Origin of the sequence: Shewanella gelidii (assembly GCF_014647855.1) — a bacterium.
In the GTDB taxonomy this organism is placed as follows: domain Bacteria; phylum Pseudomonadota; class Gammaproteobacteria; order Enterobacterales; family Shewanellaceae; genus Shewanella; species Shewanella gelidii.
This window is the reverse complement of record NZ_BMPZ01000002.1, coordinates 737248-754057: the sequence shown is the minus strand read 5'-3', so window position 1 is coordinate 754057 and position 16810 is coordinate 737248. Positions and strand designations below refer to the sequence as shown.

11 protein-coding genes are annotated in these 16810 nt (G+C 43.6%); 7 read left to right on the top strand and 4 right to left on the bottom strand.

The genetic code is table 11. The features are described from left to right. The first annotated feature begins 994 nt into the window (after nucleotides 1-994). The 5 genes from IEY18_RS06815 to IEY18_RS06795 all read left to right on the top strand — a co-directional run bounded on the left by IEY18_RS06815 (nucleotide 995) and on the right by IEY18_RS06795 (nucleotide 8118). The gene (locus IEY18_RS06815; protein WP_229779758.1) at nucleotides 995-1507 is read left to right on the top strand and encodes a transglutaminase-like cysteine peptidase; all 513 of its coding nucleotides are present in this window, start codon (nucleotides 995-997) and stop codon (nucleotides 1505-1507) included. A gap of 2 nt (nucleotides 1508-1509) precedes the next feature. Further along, on the top strand, nucleotides 1510-3597 hold the full coding sequence (locus tag IEY18_RS06810; RefSeq protein WP_188919075.1) for a bifunctional diguanylate cyclase/phosphodiesterase: 2088 nt from the start codon (nucleotides 1510-1512) through the stop codon (nucleotides 3595-3597). Nucleotides 3598-3617: 20 nt separating this feature from the next. Then, nucleotides 3618-4106 (top strand): hypothetical protein, encoded by a 489-nt coding sequence (locus IEY18_RS06805; RefSeq protein ID WP_188919073.1) that lies wholly within the window; start codon nucleotides 3618-3620, stop codon nucleotides 4104-4106. A gap of 498 nt (nucleotides 4107-4604) precedes the next feature. Next, nucleotides 4605-6782 (top strand): bifunctional metallophosphatase/5'-nucleotidase, encoded by a 2178-nt coding sequence (locus IEY18_RS06800; RefSeq protein WP_229779757.1) that lies wholly within the window; start codon nucleotides 4605-4607, stop codon nucleotides 6780-6782. A 160-nt stretch (nucleotides 6783-6942) separates the two neighbouring features. Beyond that, complete coding sequence (locus IEY18_RS06795) at nucleotides 6943-8118, top strand: YibE/F family protein (RefSeq protein ID WP_188919068.1); 1176 nt, start codon at nucleotides 6943-6945, stop codon at nucleotides 8116-8118. An 82-nt stretch (nucleotides 8119-8200) separates the two neighbouring features. Here the strand turns inward: IEY18_RS06795 and IEY18_RS06790 are convergent, their stop codons facing one another. The 3 genes from IEY18_RS06790 to IEY18_RS06780 all read right to left on the bottom strand — a co-directional run bounded on the left by IEY18_RS06790 (nucleotide 8201) and on the right by IEY18_RS06780 (nucleotide 12992). After that, nucleotides 8201-8569 carry a ribonuclease E inhibitor RraB gene (locus IEY18_RS06790; protein ID WP_188919066.1) on the bottom strand — a complete coding sequence of 123 codons (369 nt, stop codon included), beginning with the start codon at nucleotides 8567-8569 and terminating at the stop codon, nucleotides 8201-8203. 251 nt (nucleotides 8570-8820) lie between these two features. Further along, on the bottom strand, nucleotides 8821-11910 hold the full coding sequence (locus tag IEY18_RS06785; protein ID WP_188919064.1) for an efflux RND transporter permease subunit: 3090 nt from the start codon (nucleotides 11908-11910) through the stop codon (nucleotides 8821-8823). A 2-nt stretch (nucleotides 11911-11912) separates the two neighbouring features. Continuing rightward, nucleotides 11913-12992 carry an efflux RND transporter periplasmic adaptor subunit gene (locus IEY18_RS06780; RefSeq protein WP_188919062.1) on the bottom strand — a complete coding sequence of 360 codons (1080 nt, stop codon included), beginning with the start codon at nucleotides 12990-12992 and terminating at the stop codon, nucleotides 11913-11915. 188 nt (nucleotides 12993-13180) lie between these two features. On the opposite strand from IEY18_RS06780, the gene IEY18_RS06775 reads away from it, so the two are divergent. Next, a complete protein-coding gene (locus IEY18_RS06775) occupies nucleotides 13181-14152 on the top strand; it encodes a LysR family transcriptional regulator (RefSeq protein WP_188919060.1) in 972 nt (323 codons plus the stop codon). 96 nt (nucleotides 14153-14248) lie between these two features. Continuing rightward, the gene (locus IEY18_RS06770) at nucleotides 14249-14845 is read left to right on the top strand and encodes a DUF938 domain-containing protein (RefSeq protein WP_188919059.1); all 597 of its coding nucleotides are present in this window, start codon (nucleotides 14249-14251) and stop codon (nucleotides 14843-14845) included. Nucleotides 14846-14975: 130 nt separating this feature from the next. Here IEY18_RS06770 and IEY18_RS06765 read toward each other — a convergent pair whose 3' ends face one another. Further along, on the bottom strand, nucleotides 14976-16766 hold the full coding sequence (locus IEY18_RS06765; RefSeq protein ID WP_188919057.1) for an acyl-CoA dehydrogenase C-terminal domain-containing protein: 1791 nt from the start codon (nucleotides 16764-16766) through the stop codon (nucleotides 14976-14978). Between the last annotated feature and the right edge of the window lie 44 nt (nucleotides 16767-16810).

Below are 16810 nucleotides of genomic sequence, written 5' to 3'. Positions count from 1 at the left end.
TAAAACTGCACGATAAAGTCACTTCAAAGCATCTAGGTATCTGCTAGAAGATAATACGCTTTTTAAATGTCATAACTGTTTGTAGCAATGGTCTTAATAAACAGTAATAACACGAAAAACTCTCTATTCCTTGAAGCCCAGCCACCGTCACTAAATATTTGACTATGAAACCGAACTAACTTCCTTTGATTACGGACAAAACTTCTTATAAACATGAATGTCAAGTATTTGACGGCTGCCAGTATACTGACTCCCCTATAGAAAATAAACCGCAAGATTCTCACGATAGAGCACTTTGGCTACAATAATGTCAACGAAAATGCTTTTTATAATTTGCATGCATATGTAGGACATTTATACTAGCATTCCTCATTGATTTTTTTGCTGTATTATCGGGCAGTTGCACAGATCAGACCAGATAAAACCACAAAAATAGCTGAACGCAAGAAGCATAAAAAACTTGTTGAATAATTTTAATTTTGTAAGTGAGCTCTCAACAAGGCCCACAATAACAGCACGCCCCCCCAATTCACTTAGAAATATGATGCAGACCAACAAACATATGTTCGCACAATGAAAAGATAAAACGAGGTAAAAACAGAGGGTAAGGCCCGCAACATCTAAAAGTACTATTAAGGCGAATCCACAGGTTTAACTTGATACAATCAAGCCATTGATCACTCTGAGCTCAGCTAGTATTGTTAGTGACGAATATGTAACGATTTTATAGTCAATCTTCATAGTAAAACATGATAATTTAACGGAATCACTAAAAGGTTTGGCAATTCTGAACAAAGCCAATTTAAAAAAATTTGTAAATCACTTATCTAAATTAATGCAGGGCAAAAGTGTTCACTTCAGGCTCGCTTTACTGATCGCGGTTGTTTGCATTAGCCTGAGCTCACTCAACCATGCAAATGTAATAAATAAAGTCTTTAGTCAGGACAAGCTGCAGAGCCTAGCCAACCAGTATGGAAAGCAAATAGAACCTAAAATGCGTAGCTGGCAAGCATTAATTGAAGAGAATTTTGATCGTAGTGACTGGCACCGTTTACATGAAGTCAATCACTTTGCTCATCGAAATATTGAATATGCTGACGATATCATTCAATGGCAAACAAAAGATTACTGGGCAACACCGGTTGAATCTTTGGCCCACGGTAAAGGGGATTGTGAAGATTACGCCATTTTTAAATATATGACGCTAAGAGCCATGGGGGTTACAGAAGACAAACTAAGGCTCATGTATGTGAGAGCCATAACAGTCGATACCCCCCACATGGTACTCATCTATTTTGATGAACCCAAAGCAATCCCTTTGGTTCTCGATAACCTAAACCCTAGAATTCTACCCGCAAATAGGCGTTCAGATTTAAAACCTATTTATTCATTCAATGGACAAGGACTCTGGTTAGCTCGTGCGCATGGTTTAGGTAAAAAAGTAAAAAGTGGTTCTGGAGTTAAAAACTGGGACTTGTTGTTAGACAGAATAGAGTTAGGCGAATAGCAATGAAACAGGACGTAAAAAACCGAAAAGGCATGTCGTTACAAACCCAATTGTATGGGCTAATCGCTGGCCTTTCGCTGCTCATTCTGGGCGCATCGTTATACAATAATGTTGAGAGCATGCGTCATTATTTAGAAGATCAGCTCGCATCCCATGCACAAGACGCGGCACATAGCTTAGGACTATCAATTACGCCCTATATGGATGAAGAAGGCCTCGTCATTGCCGAAACAATGACTAACGCTATTTTTGATTCAGGTTACTACCAACATATTTCTTTTGCCGATATGGACGGCATTACCAAGATTGATCGCCAATATGACAAAGTAACTCGAATCGTACCCAGCTGGTTTATCTCTCTGTTTCCGCTCTCCCCGCCCATTATGCGAAGTGAAGTCAGCAGTGGCTGGGTTCAGGCTGGCGTTTTATCGGTTCAGTCTCACCCAGGTGCTTCATACGAAACCCTTTGGCAACAAAGTATTAAAGATGCGACCGACACACTGTTATTGCTCGTTCTTGCCCTTGTTGTTTCTTACTTCATTTTAAAAGCCGTACTTGGCCCGCTAAAGAACATTGAATCACAAGCAAAAGGCGTGACTCAAAAGCGGTTTGAACTCAACACCAAAGTCCCTTTTACAACAGAACTCCAAGTCGTAGTGGACGCACTCAACCGGATGGTTAGCAACATTAGGCAATCTTTTGAAGAGCAAACTGAAATTGCTGATAAGCTTTCAAAACAAGTCTATCTAGATGAATTAACGGGCTTACCGAACCGCCGTGCTTTGTTGCAGCAGTTCTCCAGTATGCAGAATGAACGCGAGCATTTATCTGATGGTGTCTACCTCTGTTTAATTAGCCTGCCCTCACTTGCAGAACTCAATAATGCCGAGGGTTATGGCGCTGGTGATGATTATGTAAAACATGCGGCGGGACTGATCACTCAAACCTACCAAGAATGTGGTGAACACCAGGTTTTTAGAATTTCAGGCTCCGAAATCGCGGTATTGGCCAAGCTCGCAGAAGCCGATGCGCAAAAGCTCGATGAGCATTTAGTCTCCTGTTTCGCCATTGCCAATCGAGAAAAATACACTGAAGGCTTTGCTAGGCACGTGATGATTGACGTAAATCCAAACGAAGCTTTTGTTGCTTGTATGAAGCGCCTTGATAACTTAATCGCCCACAACTGTTATTATCAAGTTCAATATGGTCTTGTGCCAACGCAAAGCGATAGTGAAAGCAAATCACGCACCGAGTGGCAAGATGTGTTCGAGCAATTTCATCAAACAATTCAAGCCAACAATGTCGCTACAATTTCCGCAAAGGAAATACTCACAGATCTACAAGAACTCGAGAATATTTTCGACCTGCTGATCCAACCGGTTATCGATGCCAAACAACAAATGGTTTATGCGGAAACATTTGCTCGCTTTAAACTTGACAACAAAATACTACCCACTGCTGATGTATTTGCAATGGCCAGTAATCTTGGTGTGTTACATGAACTTGAGCAAGCGGTGATTTGTTTTATGCTGAACAAGTTACAGCATGTCAGTGAATCAAAAGTTGCAATCAATATCAGTAATAATGCCTTACATGATGAAAAGTTTAGAGACTGGCTATTTACAACGATTAACGCACTACAAACAAAGCTGCCACCATTGCTATTCGAAATCAACGAAACTGCCATTCTTGCCAGTTATGATTCAGCAAAAAGCTTTATTAACCAAACCAAAGCGTTAGGCATTGAAGTAACCATTGAGCGCTTTGGCTCTAGCTTAAGTTCATTTAAATATATTCGTAACTTAGATATTGATTATATCAAAGTCGATGGCAGCTACATTCGAGACTTAAAAGAGGCGGATACTCGTTTCTTTATTCAAACGGTCACACAAATTTGCCACGGTATTGGCGTAAAAATTATTGCTCCTCATGTGGAAGATATGGCTATAGCCGACTCCTGTTTAGAACTCAATATTGATGCTCTTCAAGGGCGAGGTTTGTTTCAAGTCTATGAATTTGATTCAATATGTGATGAAAATAGCTGCAAAGATAGACCCGTTAGTCTAGAATCCTTGCTAACTTACGTCTAATTCGAATATAAGGGAATATAATGCGCGCTAATAAACTAGCAATACTTTTCGCGGCATCACTGTTCGCTACTGGTGGCTTCTCAGCTGCAGTACAAGCGGAAAATAGCCTCGAAAAAAGCTTGGAAGCAGCGGTTGCTGGTGGTCAGTCTTTAGCTGATTATGTAGCAAGCGCGATTACAGCAAACCCAGATATGGTTGAAGCCATTCTTGCTTTAGCATTAGACAATGCTGGCACAACTGAAGAAATTGAAGCCGTACTTGCAGCTGCAAGTAATGCGAATGTTGACTCAGACACCATTTTGGCGGTCGCAATAGCAAAAGGAGTCGACCCATCTGTGGTTGAGAATGCCGTTGCAAATACTGAAACTGCAGCGGGCAACCGCGGTAAAGGACAAGGCCAAGGTCCTGAATTTGGTCTAACCCGAGCAAGAAGTCGTGCTGCAGCGCCTGCTACACCAGGTTTTGGTGGCGGTAGCGGCGGTGGCGGTGGTACCGTTTCAGGTAACTAAACCGGTTACTTTTTCCGCTCAACAAATAAAAGGACCTGAGGGTCCTTTTTTAGTATTCAATCATCCGCTTCAAATGACCTTCTTACTTTACAAAATCAACAAGCATGCCACCAGCCATTGACAAACACAGTAGCCAAACGCGCTCAATGTATAGCTGTTCCCCTGTTTTGATTAGCTCCGCCACTTACACAGGGCAACGCTTCAGCCCAAAGTGACTTCCCGTAGAATCAAGCTAGATGTCTCAATTAGCACCGAGCAACGATATAACAACCAACAAAACTAACGCATAAACAAAGGCTTAAACTCAATCGAAAAAATACACACAAAAATAATGTGTAATTGCCCCAAATTACTTTTAGAGTACATGCTCTAGGTCACATTAATTTCGAAAACTGTTCTTATAATCAAATGCTCTGTCATATATATAAAACAATAAGCATGGCAAAAAGTGGGAGCAACATGCTCTCGGGGTTAACTTTTAATTGTTGAGTAATGGATATGTTAAACAAGAAATTATTGGCTGTAGTTATTTCTGCGGCGCTTGGGGTAACAGCTTGTGACTCTGATGATACGGTCATCGTTGAAAAAGAAGTCATTAAAGACAGCGGCTACACCACCATCGCAACCCAAGGTAAAACGCTAACGAATACACCAGATGTGGTCGTTAAAAGCCAAGAACAAGCTGATGAAGTGACCATTACCATTGGTGCGACATCGGATTTACACGGTCGTATTTTTGGTTATGACTACGCTTTGGATAAAGAAGACTCAGATGCAGGCTTAACACGTGTTGCAACCTTGCTGAAAACAGAAAAAAGCAAAAATGAAAACATGATTTTGCTCGACATCGGTGACACAGTTCAGGGCAACTCAGCACAATTATTCAATGATGATCCAACTCACCCGGTTGTTTCCACCCTCAACGCGCTCGACTTTGACTTATGGGTTCCAGGTAACCACGAGTTCAACTTTGAACGCACTTTTGTCGATCGAAACCTTGGCCATTTCAATGGTGCCGTAGTGTCAAGCAACATCAAATGGGAAGAAAATGGTGCCAACTATATCCGTGCCTTCCAAATCTTTGAAGTCGATGGTGCTAAAGTTGCAATTGTTGGTGTCACGCCGTCATATGTCCCAAATTGGGAAGCCTCTGCACCAAGTCATTTTGCCGGTTTGCAATTTGACAACGAACTCGAATCAGTCAAAGCAGCTGTTGCGGCAGCAGTAGAAGCACATGAAGTCGACGTCGTCATTGGTGCATTCCATCTCGGACGTAACTCTCCAAGTGGCTACGGGGTTCGCCGCATTGCTGCTGAAATGGCTGATCAATTTGATGTGATTCTTGCGGGCCATGAGCATGCAACTTACATTGAAAGTGTCGCCAAGGCTGAAGCTGGCGCAGAAGTGGTTTATACCGATATTTCAGTGGAAGGCAAAGATTCTGTCGAAGATAAAACTTTGGCCGGCACATACGATGAAAGCAATCGAGCCAACAGCGTGAAAATCATGGAGCCAGGAAAATGGGGTTCCGCACTAGCGACTGCTGAAATTAAGTTGAAAAAAGGCACCGACGGCAAGTGGGAAATGGTTGACACCACACTGGCGAATATCAGCACCAAATATGTTGAAGAAGATACAGATATCAGTGCTCAGTTCCAATACATCGATGATGCCGCGAAGTTAGACGCACAAGAAGTTATCGGGACAATTGCAGGCGTATTTACGCCAGGCTCTGGTGCTGACGAAGCGGTTCATGAAGACACCGATCTGATTGGCCGCCTTTACACCACGATTCACACTGCCAAAGTTCAAGATACACCATTAATGGACTTTATTAACCAGACTCAATTAGAAAAAGCCGGTGCAGTTGTTTCCGCAGCGTCACTGTTCTCTGATGCCTCCAATCTCATTGATGGCGATGATTACGCGAAAAAAGATTCAACTCGTCTGTATAAATACGACAACACGCTCGTGGGTATCAACATTAGTGGCGCAAATCTAAAACGCTACATGGAATGGTCTTATAGCTACTTCAATGCCTATCAGGACGGAGACATTACGGTTTCCTTCCGTAAAGGCGCGAAAGCTTATAACTATGACCAATTTGACGGAAAAATTAACTTCACGGTTGATTTAACTGGTGAAGCTTTTGCTATGGATCGTGATGATGACAATAAGGTCACCAATGAAGGTAGCCGTGTTGAGATTATTGAGATTGACGGCAAACCATTCGATCCTACCGCCACCTACAAGCTAGCGCTGAACAGCTACCGCTGGGGCTCGCAAATCAAAGCTTGGGGTTGGGCAACTGATGAAGATGTTTATTACGACTCCGTAAATGAGCAAGTCTATGCAATTCGTGACATGCTCACTGAGTACGTCATCAATAACCAAGGTGTTAGTGCAGCTGACTTTACTAATCCGAACTGGGAAATTAAGCAGTACCAAGACAATGGTGCCATCACGTTGCTACGGAATGACGGCGCTGCAGGTGAAGCTTTATGGAATCAGCTTGAGAACAAAGAGATCTGTATTAATATCGATCTAGATAACCCGAAATATCCGGGCATTGTTCAATCTGTTAACTTAAATGATGCAACCTCATACTTCGATAACCCAAATAAAGGTGATGCCGATCCTGTGAAGGTTTACGAAGGCTGTGTTGTTGCCGAGTAAACACATTTCATAATAAAGGCCCGGTAACGGGCCTTTTGTGTTTTCTCTATTCAAGCAAAAATGTACGACACTGATTTTTTGTTCATCCTTATTTGATTCAATGATGCCCTAAAAAAACCTTAGGACTTCAAAAGATTGAAACGTTGTTAAGAAGCCAAATATGCTTAAGAATTATCGATTCGCACTGTTTATCGCTTTACTCTCAACTGGAATTTTTTATTTTTCCCCGAGTTTGAGCGAAAGTTTTAAGCCCAAAACACAAGTTAAACAGGACTTTGTTGAGGCACGTGTCATCGATGTTCTCAGTAGTGAACTCGCACCAGATCCCCGTGTTCCTTCCATTTTGACAGGAAAACAGGTTTTTACCGCCATCATCCTTGAAGGACCCGAGCAAGGAAGCCGTGTTGAAGTCGAAAACCCATTGAGCCGTCAACACAACATTTTAGTCAAGTCTGGCGATGTGTTTATTATGATGATCCGGCAAACTGCAAATGGCCCGGTTTATTGGGCGTTTAACCACAAACGGTCCACTGCAATTTATAGCATGTGCTTTGCTTTTCTGTTGTTACTCTTGTCATTTGGTAAGAAAGAAGGTCTTAATTCAGTCGTTTCACTCTACTTCACTGCAGCACTGATTATTGGAGTATTGATCCCGTCCATATTTGCCGGTTACAACCCAGTCATGGTCACAACGGTACTGATGGGGCTTAAAATTGTGGTCAATTTCATTTTGGTCTCAGGGAATAACCGTAAGAGTTACTGCGCCATGGGCGGAACCCTACTTGGTGTGATTGCCGCCGGGATCATGGCTCAACTTTTTGGTGAATTGGCCCATTTATCAGGCATTTACTTAGACAAAGGCGAAGACGTCATCTATCTCACCACTCAACCGATTCAAATTCGTTGGCTCATGTTTGTCGCCATTATGGTTTCGGCACTCGGTGCGGTTATGGATGTCGCAATCTCAATTGCTTCAGCTTATAACGAGCTGCAAATTACCGACCCGAAACTGACACCAAAACAACTCATGCAAGCCAGCATGAATATTGGCCGAGACATTATGGGAACCATGACCAATACCTTGATATTGGCATTTGCAGGCAGCTCATTAACAACCATTATGATGGTCTGGGGATTGGATATGCCAATCACCCAATTCATTAACACCCCGATTATTTCTTTAGCAATAATCCATGCTCTCGCAGGGAGCGTTGGCATCGTGCTCACCATTCCCCTTACCGCTTGGCTAGCACGTTACGTTATGGGCAACCGAGCAAGTGAAAGTGCATTGCAACATGCAGCCGATATTATCCATCGCCCTGAGCACAATCGCTAAAACCGTTAAAACGCACGCACAAAAAAGAGCCAAGCGTATCGCCTAGCTCTCTTTATATTGCGTTCTCTAACTACGAAGCGAATTAGAAAAGGCCGTCAACCTCGCCAACGTCCATGCCTTCGTACTGCAATATCCCATATTCGCTTGCGAGTTCATAAAACTCTGCATTGCGCTTCGCTAACGAGTCGACAGTATGGGTTTCTACCATATCTACGCGTAAGAACATGACATCTGGGTCGTCATCATCAGCATCGGCTTCCAAAAAGCCTATCGGCTCATAACCTTCACTTTCTAAATGACTCCCCAAATCAGTTAACCGGCGCTCATCTCTATCGGCAAAGTAGAAAGACCAGCGACACTCTTGGTCGATATCAAACTTCGCATCATGCTCACGGGTAAACTCACGGGTATCTTCGAAGAACGTTTCTAACGCTTCACGAGTAATTTGCATTGTCATTTCCACCTCTGTTTTTTTGGGGAGGATAACAGCATTCTTAGTCAGAGAAAATGAAAAAGCCGATCGTAAAAGCAGATGCTGTATCCGATCGGCGACGCGGGAAGCGACTGGTGCCAAAAGTACGGCTTCAAAGGCACGAAGTGACCTTTAGGCCGCACTTCGAAAACTAGGCAAGGCTCGATTTACTATGCTGCTATCAAGGCCGCCGGAAAGCCTCCTTTAACAAGCTTCTATGCAAGCGCCCATTAGGCAGCCTCGCTTGCTGGTTGATAGGCTATTTTGAATAACAAGGTATAAGTGACCGGCAAGACGACCAAGGTGAATAACGAAGCAAACCCTAAACCAAAGATGATGGTAATCGCCATGGAACCAAAAAATGCATCATTAATAAGTGGCAGCATGCCTAACATTGTCGTGATTGCCGCCATTAATACAGGACGAACACGACTGACCGCAGAATCAACAACAGCAAGATAGGGTTCTTTTCCTGTATTAAGTTCTATATTGATTTGATCGACGAGAACAATCCCGTTTTTAATCACCATGCCAGTTAAACTCAACAAGCCAAGTAGCGCCATAAAACTAAACGGCGCATCAAAAAGTAACAGTCCAGAAACCATGCCTATCAATGCCAAAGGTACGGTAAACCAAATGACTAACGGTTGGCGAACCGAATTAAACAACAGCACGGTTATCAAAAACATAACCAAATAACCCATTGGAATCGAAGCGAAGATTGACGATTTAGCTTCGTTGGATGTTTCAAACTCACCGCCCCACTCCAACGAATAGCCTGCAGGTAATTCGATGGCTTCTACTTTTGCCTTAAATTTTCGATGTACGGAATCTGCTGTTTCATTACTACCCAGCTTAGGGTCCGCCATTACTGACAGCATGCGCTTACGATCCCGACGCATTATCAGCGGATTTTCCCACTCAGTCTCAAATGAGCTAACCAACTGAGACAGCGGCACAAAAGCTTTAGATTCAGCGCTCCAAACCTGTAATTTACGTAAGCTATCAGCATCTAACCGCTCACTGTCTGGAGCCCTGGCAATCACAGGCAGAATATGGCTTTGTTCACGGTAAATCCCAACCTGGCGACCACTAAAGTTTACGAGTAATGCATTGTCAATATCTTGCTTACTGATACCGATTTGACGAGCCTTTGCATAGGCCATTTGTGGTCGAACCATCGTAACGGGGTTCCGCCAGTTTTGCCGTACATTATCAACGGTTGGTTCAGCCTTAATAATCGCTTCCGCTTGCATGGCAAGAGCGCGAAGCACTTCCGGATCATCACCATAAAAGCGCGCCTCAATTTTAGCCGCAGGAGAAGGGCCATTCTCGAGACGTTTTAAGCGGAATTGTGCTTCAGGGAAGTTTTCCCGCAACGCGCGCTCAACAATAGGCATAGTCGATTCAATACTTGCTAGATCTTTCATTTCGACGAGAATTTGAGCAAAAGCGGCATAACCACGCTCTGGCGCATAGGGCAATACAAATCGCTGCGCTCCTTGGCCAATGACCGCAGTCAAGGCAACCAGCCCAAGCTTTCTGTCCGCTTCAACAGCCAACATTTTGCTTTCAATTTGAGCAACCAGTTTTTCAGTCGTTAAAATGTCAGTCCCTTCAGGCATCCAAACATCAATAAAGAAAATTGGCGTATTTGAAGCAGGGAAAAATACATTTTTGATATTGCCAAAGTTAGCAACCGCAGTAACCAATGCGCCAAGGACAAACAGCAAGGTCAACGCTTTAAAACGCATGGCTAGATTTAACAAACCACGGTACGCACTAAACAACCAGCCTTTATAAGGATCCACCTCTGGCGCATCTTCTTCATTTGGCACCCCATCCTTAAACAACAAATGACAATAGAATGGTGTCAAAGTCATCGCGGTAATCCAGCTGATAAACAAAGAAATCAATAACACTTTAAATAAAGAAACACAGAACTCGCCAGCGGAGGTTTCTGACAGCCCAATGGGTGCGAATGCGATGATTGCGATAACCGTTGCTCCAAGCAGTGGCCACTGGGTTTGCGTCACGACTTTTTTGGCAGCTTCTAGGCGAGTTTCTCCCCGTTTGATGCCAATAAGAATGCCTTCAGTCACTACAATTGCATTGTCCACCAACATCCCAAGGGCAATGATCAGCGCGCCCAGAGAAATGATTTGTAGCTCAATATTAAGCACGTTCATCACAATAAATGTGCCCAAAATGGTAAGCAGCAATACCGCGCCCATTAATAGGCCTGATCGGACACCCATAAAGAGCAGTAACACGACGATGACAATCGCAATCGATTCAGCCAAATTGATTAAGAAGCCATTCACTGTCTCGTCAACCATATGAGACTGATTGTAGACTGTCGTAAGCTCCATCCCAATTGGTCGCTGACTTTCAAGTTCTTGTAGTCTGGCTTCAACCATCGCACCAACTTCAACGACGTTGACACCAGAACCAAATGCAATTCCGAACGACAGCGCACGTTGACCATTGTTGTGATACAACACGTCTGGCGACTCATTCGATGCTTTGTATACGTCGGCAATATCCCCTAAATAAATAAGGTCAGTACTACCTGGCGCACTCACGAGTAATTGTTCAAGCTCGTTCACGCTTTGAAATTCGCCCGTTGGATGAATACGTATACGATTACCGTCGACCAGCATACTACCGGCATTTGAGACCACATTTTGATTCGTGATTAAGCTGTAGATATAGTTTTGATCAAGCTCTAGCGACACGAGCTTTTGTTGTGAAATTTCAACAACAACCTGCTCGGGCACCATGCCAACTACTGAGACTTTTTTTATCCCAGGAACCAACACCAGCTCTCGTCTTAAATAATCCGCATAATTCTGCAGTTCACGGTAGCTATAACCATCACCAGAAATGTTGTACAAAATCCCATAGACATCGCTAAAGTCATCAATTATGGTCGGCGTATTAACCCCCGGTGGCAGCAGCCCAACGGTATCATTCACCTTACGACGAACTTCATCCCAAACTTGAGGTAAAGTCGTTTTGTCATAGGTGTCTTTGATCTCAATTTCAATTTGAGACAAACCAGCACTATTGATAGATGTAATATGTTTTATCGCGTCTAGCTGCTGAATAGCATCCTCAAGCTGCAGCGTCACTTCTTCTTCTACTTGCTCGGCAGAAGCGCCTGGATACGCCGTAATCACCAACGCATTTTTAATGGTAAATTCTGGAAACTCGAGTTGGCCCAACCCTAAAAAAGAGATAGAACCGCCGACAAGAAGCAAAAGGGTAAACATCCAGCTAATCACACGATGCTGGATAGAGTATTGTGCAATATTCATATTTAGACGCCGCGCTCCCAACGTAAAGGCTTCACGAGCATGCCTTCACTCAAGTGCTGAATGCCGGCAGCGACCACTTTTTCACCGGGCTTAATGCCACTTAAAATCTCAATACCCTGACTGCGAACCTCACCCAATGTTACCGGAGCTGAGCGTACTGAACCTTTGGCTTCATCAAACAACCACACTAAACTTTGATTGGGCTGCAAGCCTTTACCTACTGCAGCAACGGGAACGATCGCTAAGGTTTGAATGCCACGTTCGACCAGTTGCACCCGCAACTCCGCGCTCATACCTGGCAACACTTGAATATCTTTGGGCTGCTGCAAGGTAAACGTTGCTTCATATGTTTGAGTACCTGGCGATACTTGTGAAGAGAACTCTTTAAAAGTAACCGGATACAGTTTATTGGCATCATTTGCAAAACTAACCTGAGGAAGCATATCTTCCACAGAGTCCTTATCTTTTGTCGCCTGCACTAATGACTCTGACACTTGAATTACGACATCAACGGCGTCATTTCGTTGCAATGTAAGAATAGGAACACCCGCTTGTACGGTTTGGAAGTTGTCAATAAACCGTTTGGCGATAGTGCCAGAAAATGGAGCCTTTAACTGCGTGTAGCTCAACTGATCTTGCGCTGTCGCGAGATTGGCTTTTGCGGACTTAAGCTTCGCTTGGGCATTATCAAACTCTGCTTTTGAAATCAGCTCTTGATTCCGTAAAAGCGTTTGGCGACGAAAGTCAGATAAAGCAAGCTCGTAATCTGCTTCTCTCAATAACACCTGATTCTTAGCATCTCGGTCATCTAAGTGCGCGAGTACCTGCCCTTGTACCACAACCTGCCCCTCCAACAGAGGCAGCTGATTCAATTCACCACCGATCCTGAAAGCTAACTCAGCCTGCTTATTGGCCTTAACTTTTGCTGGGAATACTCGCATCTCCGCACGATCAAAATTGTCGACTTGAAACAATTTAACTGGCCGAACAATCGTTGGCTCCACTTTGCTTTCAACTTTTCCACACCCCACTAACATTGAGCTAGCGGCGGCAACTGCTAAAGCGACTGTATACAGCCTCATGGTGAATACCTCTAAAAATAAGTTGTGAATTCGTTGCGAGAACAATGATGGCAAAATTAAAAATGGCCAACCGCCGAATACGTATCAATTTGTAATCGGAATATTGTACCAACAAGTACGTTGATAAAAATGGGATTATATGAAATCATCAGTTTCACATAATGAAACGAATAGTGGTTAATGCTGCCATGAATACTGAAGATTTAGCTTTATTCCATAGAATTGTTGAAACAGGTAGCCTCGTCGAAGCTGCGGATTTACTGCGGTTACCCAAATCGACGGTAAGCCGACGGCTAAAAAACTTGGAAGATGACTTAAACTTAAAACTGTTTCACCGTCAAAGCCGCTCAATGACCCTCACTTCCGATGGCAGTCACTTTTATAATCGCACATTAAAAATTGTTGCCGATATCGATGATACGCTGGCTCAACTGACTGATCCTAATAGTGAAATTACAGGTCATCTTCGAATCCAAATGTTTCCCCTACCCGATATCATTCCTTTGACGCATTCCACATTTAAATTTATGGAGCTCAACCCCAAATTGTCTGTAGAGTTGATTGCTGCTAGTGAACCTTTAGATATGATCCGTCACAACATTGATGTTGCATTTCGCGTAGAAGACTTAATGGAAGAGCCAGATCTTGTGGCAAGACCTATCTTGTATAGCCAGTGTCGTTATTATGCTTCACCTGAGTTTATTGAAACCGAAGGTGTCCCGACAAGCCCTGAAAATCTCGGTCAGCACAATATGATTATGTTTCGATTTCCAAATGGCAAAGTCTTTAGCGAGCTTCCCTTAGATAATCATGGTAATGAAGTCTCTGTTAGCGGAAACTTCTGCACAAACAGCATTTTATTAGCTCGTGAAGCTGCAGCTTGTGGTAAGGGAATTTCATTCTTACCAGTCGATATTTGCAATGAGCATGTGGATAAAGGTTTACTAGTACCACTTTTTGAAGATCACGAAGCCTATATTGGCGAGTGTTTACTGGTGTACCCGGCTAAACGGTATGTCAGCTTAGCATGCCGACGTTTTATCGATTTTATGATGCAAGAGCTTACCGACAACAATCAACCACGGGTAACCCCTTTGACTCAAGAGCGCTCGATATACAACAAAGTTTTACCGCAAAGCTTTACAGGGACTCGCTTCTAAAATGAGTAAAGTTACAGCTGAAATTGACATTAAGTTATCGATGTCTTAGCAAAACAATAATGATGAAACCATGATGAATTGAATGAGGGTTCCACGATGCAACTTGCATTTTCTCAGTCTTGTGAAAATAACAAACAACCGATTTTAGAGGTCTTATCGACCGCCTTTGCTAAAAGCACACACATTCTTGAAATAGGCAGTGGAACCGGACAACATGCGGTACATTTTGCTCGCGAAATGCCCCATTTATTTTGGCAAACTAGTGATCAACAGCCCTATCTTGAACAAATCAGTCAACGTTTGCTTCAATACCCAACAGCAAATATTGGCCAACCTGTTGCACTCGATGTGTCCCAATCATGGCCAATTAAAAACTCTCACTTTGATGGTATTTTTACCGCAAACAGTGTGCACATCATGGATAAGATTATGGTCGAAGACTTGTTTAGTGGCATCGGAAGGTTCTTATCACCGTTTGGCAGCCTTTGTATCTATGGCCCTTTCAATTACAACGGTCAATTTACCAGTGAAAGCAACGCCCGCTTTGAACAGTGGTTAAAACAGCGTAACCCCCATAGTGGGATTAAAGACTTTGAATGGATTGTAGAGCTTGCATTCAACCAAGGCTTAAAACTCCAATCCGATCATAGTCTGCCTGCCAATAACCGGCTACTCCATTTTAAACGTGAATAAAAAAGCCACCGGCAAATCCAGTGGCTCATTTGTATGTTGTTACTAAAATTCCAACACTCACGTATACTTACTTCTACTTATTACTTACTTAAATTGCTCCCTAGCAAATCTTTTTCTGGGTTAACTTTGCCTAAAACAATGCTGCATCATATTCACAAATTTGTTCTGCACTCGATTCAATTTGAACCACAAGCCCTCGGGTTTGTATCGCCCAGTAACTCATATAGAAGTCCGCAGTTTTAAGCTTACTTTGATAAAAGTCATGCTCTTGGGTTTGCGACGCAAGTGCACGCAAGGCTAGCTTAGCCATACGAGCCCACATCAATGTCAACGACGTTATACCAAGCAGTTGCATATAGGCCATTGACGCACTTCCCAACACATCAGGCTTGCTTGGTGCATGCTTAGCCAAATATTGAGTTGCTTTTTCTAAATCACCTAAGTTCTTGATTAACGTTTGAGAATACTTTTCCATCTGAGGCTCTGTGCGGCTCTCTTCTATAAATTGTTTGGCTTGCTCAGCCCAAGTCATCAACGCCGCGCCTTGATCTCCCATAATTTTACGGCCAACAAGATCGAGTGCTTGCACACCATTCGTCCCCTCGTAAATCATCGCGATGCGTGCGTCCCGTACAAACTGCTCCATTCCCCATTCATGTACGTAACCATGGCCACCAAACACTTGCTGCGCATCAACACAAGCCTTAAAACCCTGATCGGTAATAAAGCCTTTGACTACCGGCGTGAAGAGTGCAGCCAACAAACTTGCTTGCTGACGAAGCGCTTTATCTTGATGCCGCTCAGCCTGATCGATCCATAGTGCCTGTTGACCAACTAACGCACGCGCTCCCTCGTTAAATGATTTTTGTGCCAGCAGCATTCGCCGAACATCACCATGTACGAGGATGGGATCAGCGACGAGCTTAGGCTGTTGCACACCCGAAAGTGCACGTCCTTGCAATCGGTCTTGTGCATAAGCGAGCGCATTTTGGTAGCTAATGTCAGACTGAGCTAGACCTTGCATTCCTACGCCCAGCCGCGCTTGGTTCATCATCGTAAACATTGCCCGCAGGCCTTGATGTGCCTCTCCCACCAATTCACCTTTGGCACCGTCAAAGACCATGACACATGTTGAATTCCCATGGATACCCATTTTGTGTTCAAGTGCTGATGCTTGAACCCCCGTATTCTCGCCAAGACTACCATCTTCATTGACCCAAAACTTAGGTACAGCAAATAGCGAGATGCCTTTCACCCCAGATGGTGCGCCAGGCAGCCGTGCCAATACCAAATGGATGATATTTTCTGCTAAGTCATGGTCACCGGATGAGATAAAAATCTTTTCTCCAGAGATTGCAAATACATCTTCACCACAGGGTTCAGCTTTCGTCCGCAGCAACGCTAAATCTGTACCGGCATGGGATTCCGTAAGATTCATGGTTCCGGTCCACTCACCGCTAACCAACTTCGGTAAATATTTACGCTTTAACTTTGCACTGCCATGAGCATGAATTGCTGAATACGCACCATGGGTCAATCCGGGGTACATCGCAAAAGCCATATTCGTTGCCGCTTGTATTTCAGTCACAAATGTACCAACAACTTCAGGGAGACCTTGGCCACCATACTCGGGGTCACAAGTCAGGGTTGCCCAGCCGTCTTCGACAAACTGCTTATAAGCTTGTTGAAACCCTTGAGGTGTCGTCACCTGTCCATCTTCTATCTTGCAACCTTGGGCATCACCACTACTATTCAGCGGTAACATGATCTTTGTTGCAAAGTCTGCCATTCCTTGAAAAATAGCATCAACGAGATCAGCGTCGACCTGCTCAAACCCTTCAAGGTGTTGCTGCTCATAAATATTTAGCATTTCATCAAGAATGAATTGAAAGTCTCTCAAGGGAGCTTGATACGTGGGCATTGGTGGTTCCTTTTGGTTTATCGAAAAACAGAGGAGAAAGCACT

Coding starts and splice junctions, on each gene's coding strand:
- IEY18_RS06815 (WP_229779758.1), top strand. CDS start 995: ATGCGTAGCTGGCAAGCATTAATTGAAGAGAATTTTGATCGTAGTGAC.
- IEY18_RS06810 (WP_188919075.1), top strand. CDS start 1,510: ATGAAACAGGACGTAAAAAACCGAAAAGGCATGTCGTTACAAACCCAA.
- IEY18_RS06805 (WP_188919073.1), top strand. CDS start 3,618: ATGCGCGCTAATAAACTAGCAATACTTTTCGCGGCATCACTGTTCGCT.
- IEY18_RS06800 (WP_229779757.1), top strand. CDS start 4,605: ATGTTAAACAAGAAATTATTGGCTGTAGTTATTTCTGCGGCGCTTGGG.
- IEY18_RS06795 (WP_188919068.1), top strand. CDS start 6,943: ATGCTTAAGAATTATCGATTCGCACTGTTTATCGCTTTACTCTCAACT.
- IEY18_RS06790 (WP_188919066.1), bottom strand. CDS start 8,569: ATGCAAATTACTCGTGAAGCGTTAGAAACGTTCTTCGAAGATACCCGT.
- IEY18_RS06785 (WP_188919064.1), bottom strand. CDS start 11,910: ATGAATATTGCACAATACTCTATCCAGCATCGTGTGATTAGCTGGATG.
- IEY18_RS06780 (WP_188919062.1), bottom strand. CDS start 12,992: ATGAGGCTGTATACAGTCGCTTTAGCAGTTGCCGCCGCTAGCTCAATG.
- IEY18_RS06775 (WP_188919060.1), top strand. CDS start 13,181: ATGAATACTGAAGATTTAGCTTTATTCCATAGAATTGTTGAAACAGGT.
- IEY18_RS06770 (WP_188919059.1), top strand. CDS start 14,249: ATGCAACTTGCATTTTCTCAGTCTTGTGAAAATAACAAACAACCGATT.
- IEY18_RS06765 (WP_188919057.1), bottom strand. CDS start 16,766: ATGCCCACGTATCAAGCTCCCTTGAGAGACTTTCAATTCATTCTTGAT.